The following is a 6,186-nucleotide window of genomic DNA, read 5'->3' as shown; positions in this document are numbered from 1 at the left end:
TATCGAGGTATACCAAGTTGTCCTGAGTTCTACCATCCAGGTTAAAATCTGGAAATACAACTATCTGATCATAGCCTTCCTGGTGATGTGTTGAAAAGTCAAAGGTGAGTTCTTCCCATTCATTAATAAGGGTATTCGCAACTTTTATTTCCGGCATGGCCCAACCATCAGGTTTCGCCAGTTTTATCCCAACATCACTGATCACAGTTTTGTAGACCATTATTTTGATGGTACTATTCGTAGCATCTAGATTGAATGTCCCAATATCTGCGCCATGTGTCGATTCAAAACCGGCCCAGGGTTGTCCAGCTACCAGGGCAGTGAACTCAGCAACTGTTGCTGAGGTATTGATACCCTCGGCATGAGGATTAGCTATAATGGCAGGCGGATCGTTGGCCCCGTTCTCGAAAGTAGACCAGCCCCAATCTGCTCCGAAGCCTTCTGCTTCAAAATCAATCGGAGCATTAGGTCCGGTAACTACTTCTTCTTCTGCATAAAAATACATATTATCCAGATAAACATCCCCATTGCCAACATATTTCAGCTGGAAGACATCACCAAGGGTCATACCCTGATCTGTATATGCTGTCAGAGGTATATCTACACTCACCCACTCATCATTGATTACTGTGCATGCATAGGTGCGTTCGCCAGTCGTCTGACTAATCAGAGATACTTCAAGAGCTGTGGAGTTTGCACTCCAGAAATCTACATGCAGATATCCCATTGCAGAAACATCCTGGGGACTTCCCAGCTCGATTCCCTGGTAATCCAAACCACTGTAAAGCAACGTATTATTGCCATCAATCTGGACTTCTGTTATTACTGTGGTCTGACCCCAACCTGGATTAAAATTTGTTCCAGCAATATCTGTATAGGCATCACTGTAAACTGAAACAACATCAACCTCAGGTACTGTAGGTGCAGGTGCTGCAACTGTAGGTACGAGGTCTTCTTCGGGAGCATCTCCGTGGAAGAAATAATTATCCAGGTAAACATCTCCGTTACCTTCAAACTTGAGTTGGTGAATATCAGCGAGATTCAGACCAAGATCAGCAAAATGGGATAAGGGTACGTCAACACTGACCCATTCGTTGTTGGTAACTGTGAAATTATAGAGACGTTCGCCTGTGGTCTGGCTAATCAGCGATAGACCAAGAGCAGTTGAATTCGTACTCCAGAAATCAACATGGAAGTAACCGAATGTGGATACATCTACTGGGCCAGCAAAAACAGTACCCTGATAGTTTAAACCAGCATATAACAGCGTGTTGTTTCCATCAACCTGGACTTCTGAGAAAACGGTTGCCTGGCCCCAACCTGGGTTGAAGTCTGTACCGGCTACATCTGTATAGGCATCGCTGTAGATTGAAACAACTTCTGCCTCTGGTACTGTAGGTGTAGGTGCTGCTACTGTGGGTACCGGATCTTCAGCTGGAGCATCTCCATGAAAAAACATGTTGTCCAGATAGATATCACCATTGCCATCATACTTAAGCTGATGGATATCAGCGATAGTCATTCCTTGATCTGTGAATGCAGTTAATGGTATATCAACACTCACCCATTCGTCATTGGTAATCGTAAACGCAAAACTACGTTCACCAGTCGTTTGACTGATCAAAAACAATGATAAAGCAGTAGAGTTTGTGCTCCAGAAATCAACATGCAGATAACCCATTGTGGAAACATCCTGGGGGCTTCCCAGAACGATTCCCTGATAGTTCAGACCGGTGTAGAGCAATGTATTATTACCATCAATCTGCACTTCAGTAACTACCGTGGCTTGACCCCAACCTGGATAAAAATCTGTTCCAGCAATATCAGTATAGGCATCACTGTAGATCGAGATAACTTCCGCTTCAGGAATTGTTGGTGTGGGTGCTGCTACTGTGGGTACCGGATCTTCCGAAATGATTTGCTCTGAGAAGGTAATATTGTCGAAATAAATAATATTATCCTGGTCTCTTGGGGCAAAATCAGGAAAAATTACGAGTTTATTATACGTATTCCCTATTTGACCTGAAAAGTCATAGGTTAATTCTTCCCAGGCACTGGTCACCGTATTGGCCACATTGATCTCTACCGGTGCACTGGCACCTTCGAATTTTAATCTAAAATCGCTGAGAACAGTTTTATACACTGCTATTGTGACAGTACTGTTTGTGGCATCAAAGGTAAATTCACCGATGTCAAGATTTTCACACCCAGCCCAGTCCATACCCGCATCCAGGGCAGTGAATTCAGCCACAGTGGCTGAGGTATTGCTACCCGTAGCATCAGGATTGGCAATGATCGCCACTGGCGGATTGGTACCATTTTCAAACACGGTCCAGGTCCAGTCAGCTCCATAGCCACCGGCTTCGAAATCAATAGGTGCGATTTGGCCAAAAACCATGCCTCCCATTGATAACAAACAAATAAGGACCACAAAATTAGTCATTTTTGATTTCATGATTTCTCCAATTTGGTTAATCGTTTTGATGTAATTTTCTCCAAAATATTCAAGTATTGATAGTACATTCTTTTCCCCTGAGATTCGAAATTAGCAGTTTACCCTGGTCAATTTGCAGTGGTTGTTTTGAGCTTTAAACTGTTGGCTCCAGATAATTCTTAAGTATGGACTTTGGGTGAATTTCATTGATGACACCCTAATTCTTCCACTCCATATATATGGTCGGCATAACTGTTTCCTTCAATTCCGTCAAGATTCTTGATCGGAATGCAATAATCCTGTTCTTGTCAATTCTTTAGAAATAGTATGATTAAGCCACCCGGTATTCATCTTGAATACCGGGTGATCTCTAATTCATAGTAAATGCTATTTAACAAGCACCATTTTTTTAACACTGCTCTGCTGTCCAACTGTCAATGAGTAGAAATAAGTTCCAGCGGCAAAATTATTTGCTTCAAACTGCAGTGTGTGTTCCCCGGAATTCGCTTGCCCTTCAAAAAGGCTTGCTACTTCCTGTCCGGCAACATTAAACACCTTCAGTCTTACATACTCTGGATTTTCCAAACTGAAGCGAATAGTAGTTGATGGATTAAAGGGATTTGGGAAATTCTGCTCCAGAACAAACTCAAATGGCAGTGCACCACGATCATCAATACTGGCTGGATTTGAATGGAAATAAACATTATCCACATAAACAGTATTGGGGTCACCCTCGATAACCATTTGGGCCAGGTGAGCCTGAGAAGCGAGAGCACTGAAAGATGACATTGGAATGTCAATTCTGACCCATTCTCCAGAAACTAGTGCCGGAGTCGTATAAGCGTTAAATGATACCATAGATTCCGTATCATCGCCACCAGACCAGACACCGTCTGCGCCAAAGTCAACTAACTTCACGTGGAAGGCACCAGTGCCAATTGCATCTGGGGTCCAGATATCCATATGAAATGATGTCATGGCTGTAGCATCAACAGTCTGTGATGTAAATTCGATACCGGCAAAACCAAAACTGGTATAAAGCTTTACATCATCGCCTGCGATTACAACGTCCTGGACATCGGCATTATCCCATGCAGCTGACCAGGTGTCAACAGTTACATCTGTATAAGGATTGCTGAACAGTGAAATAACGCTAGACGCATCATGTGCAGGGGTTGGTGCTGCTACTTCAGGTTCTTCGCCAGGTTCTACGCCGCCACCTTCTGAAAAGGTGATATTATCAAAATAAACTACGTTATCCTGAGTTCTTCCATTCAAATCAAAATCTGGAAAAACTACTATTTGATCATATCCATCCTGCATCTGAGATGTAAAATCGAAGGTGAGCTCTTCCCATTCATTTGTGACGGTGTTGGCAACCTTTATTTCTCCCAAGGACCAACCATCAGGTTTCACCAATTTAATTCCCACATCACTCAAAACTGTTTTGTAAACCATGATTTTGATTGTACTGTTTGCAGCAGAGATTGAATAGGTTCCAATATCCGTTCCATGCAGGGATTCACAACCAGCCCAGGGCTGGCCGGCCTGCAAAGCAGTAAACATAGCCACAGTAGCTGATGTGTTGACACCGCTGGCACTGGGATTTGCAACTATTTCAAGGGCAGGATTCGTCTCATTCTCGAAGACCGTCCAGGTCCAGTCTGCGCCATAACCACCGGCTTCAAAATCAATGGGAGCATTTTGAGCCAAGGCCACTCCCCCCATTGATAGCATACAACTCAGAACTAATAGAATAGTCATTTTTGATTTCATAATTTCTCCGTTTCGGTTAATTGTTGAATTGATAAACTGTGATTTACATGTAAATAGTATCCATTGTTCATACCTTCCTTACATCTGAGATTCATAATTGGCCAGTAATTCAAGGTCAATTTGAACTCCGATTTATTTGTTTCAGGTAGCCTTTGAAAGATGCTTTAGGTGTTCTATCCTTGTAGAATACACCCCAGTTCTTTTCGACTTCATTTGGTCCGGACTGTTCTCCCCCACCTTTCCAGGGTTCATCGAAAGCCTCAAATAGAAATGTGGTTACCTGATTCTTCTCTATCCAATTATTGAGGTCGATTAAAAAATTTTCCTGGGCACTAATACTGACTTCACCCTTGATCAAGGTGCCCTGTTCTCCCGGACCTATTTTTTTTGAATTGTAAACTGTTGCCCAACCGGTTTCACCCAGGGCTATTGTCATTTCAGGGTGCTTTGACTGAATGTCCTGGTAAACGCTATCGGTCCACTGAATTGCATGATCGAGCTGCTGGCCATTCCATAATGCGTAAGCGTGTAGGACAATAAAGTCTATCTCATTGGCAATGACCTGGCTTTCGGTTTTATTCCAGAAGTTGTAGTCATCAGCAGTGGCAACTGGAATGTCTGTACCTGCCCGAACCATTCTTATATAGTGGATTAGAGTTTCGGCTTCCATGTGATGCCAGGACCAGGATACTTGGGATTCATTACCCACGTTGATACCAACAATGAGATCAGGGAAACGATTTGCCAGTTCAATTGCTTTTTTGACTTGCTCGAGGTTGGCAGGTTGACGTTCGGGGAGTTTGGTCTCGTTTTCCAACCATACACCAAGCATTACCCTGAAAGGCAGGTTATTTTTCTTGATTACGTTCAAAATCCGCTCAGAATCGCTATCTGCCCCATAAACTCTGAAAAGATTCCAATATTGGCTGAGAATATTGAGATCTTCCAGGATCTCATCCTCACTTGCACCCTTTACTCCTGGAGCCTGACCTTCGCGATAGCAGCCATATGAAATAGCCTTCCCAATCCATCTGTCACCCAGATAGGGATTGAACTCACGCTTGACGAAGGGTGATTCTCTGTCCAAAAGTGGTTGATTTGAGATAGTGGTTGCAACCACATTTGATTCAATATGGGTTTGGCCGCTGATCTCTTCCTGTATTGTCATTGATCGATTCTGGCAGGATAGGACAACCATGCTGAGAGTGATTAGGAAAGCAAATATGGAAACTGAATGTTTCATAAGTGTCTGTTATCCCTCACTTCTGTTATTGTAATTTAATCCGTAGCCATAGGGGAAACGAGGAGCATAGCCCTGATCACCGAGATTCCAGTTCTCATCATCGTATTTCGGCCAGGAGAAGCTCAGTTTCCCCTGCATGTCATACTCTCCAAATAGAACATCTGCTACACCATGACCCTCTGATCCAGGTAACCAGGCGACCACAAAGGCAGAGGAGGCATCCAATTCCTGCTCTACGACAAGGGGACGGCCACAGATCATTACAGTAACAACTGGGATGCCCTTGGAAGTGATATTTTCTATGGTGGCAATGTCCTCAGGGTGCATTTCATGTAGATATAGATTACTTGCGTAGACTTCAGCGACCTCTGCATCGTCAATTGGAATCGGGGTGCTATTCGGGAAGGTAGAATATTCCTGCAGCAATCCTGGCACACGAATATCACCTAACATTTCTGCATAAGGCGTTTCACCAATAACTACTATAGCCACGTCGTGTTGATCTGAATTGGCTTCACTGCCATCCAGTTTTTCACTGAGAACAGCTCTTGGAGACATCGCCTGGATGCCTTCCCAGATTGATCGCCCACCTTGAATTTCTTCATTTGTGGTGGCGCCCTGCCAGTTAACTGTAAATCCCCCGCACTGATGACCCCGATTATTGGCATTTTTCCCAGCTACTAGAATCCGGGCATCTTTAGCTAGTGGGAGGAGGGCATCATCATTCTTTAGC

The 6,186-nt window shown here is 43.7% G+C and carries 4 protein-coding genes; all 4 read right to left on the bottom strand.

What is annotated here, in order from left to right; translation table 11 throughout:
- A partial coding sequence (locus tag U9Q77_00735) for a hypothetical protein (GenBank protein ID MEA3285887.1) occupies positions 1–2,455 on the bottom strand: 2,455 nt, incomplete at its 3' end.
- Positions 2,456–2,821: 366 nt separating this feature from the next.
- A complete protein-coding gene (locus U9Q77_00730; GenBank protein ID MEA3285886.1) occupies positions 2,822–4,210 on the bottom strand; it encodes a T9SS type A sorting domain-containing protein in 1,389 nt (462 codons plus the stop codon).
- Positions 4,211–4,325: 115 nt separating this feature from the next.
- Positions 4,326–5,453 (bottom strand): glycosyl hydrolase family 17, encoded by a 1,128-nt coding sequence (locus U9Q77_00725; GenBank protein ID MEA3285885.1) that lies wholly within the window; start codon positions 5,451–5,453, stop codon positions 4,326–4,328.
- Between the two features lie 9 nt (positions 5,454–5,462).
- The coding region (locus U9Q77_00720; protein ID MEA3285884.1) for a glycoside hydrolase family 3 C-terminal domain-containing protein at positions 5,463–6,186 on the bottom strand (724 nt) is incomplete at its 5' end.

It is taken from the genome of Candidatus Neomarinimicrobiota bacterium (assembly GCA_034716895.1).
In the GTDB taxonomy this organism is placed as follows: domain Bacteria; phylum Fidelibacterota; class UBA8477; order UBA8477; family JABMPR01; genus JABMPR01.
This window is presented reverse-complemented; position numbering and strand designations above follow the sequence as displayed.

Excerpts from the sequence above, each read along its gene's own strand:
- U9Q77_00730 (MEA3285886.1), bottom strand. The coding sequence starts at position 4,210 with ATGAAATCAAAAATGACTATTCTATTAGTTCTGAGTTGTATGCTATCA.
- U9Q77_00725 (MEA3285885.1), bottom strand. The coding sequence starts at position 5,453 with ATGAAACATTCAGTTTCCATATTTGCTTTCCTAATCACTCTCAGCATG.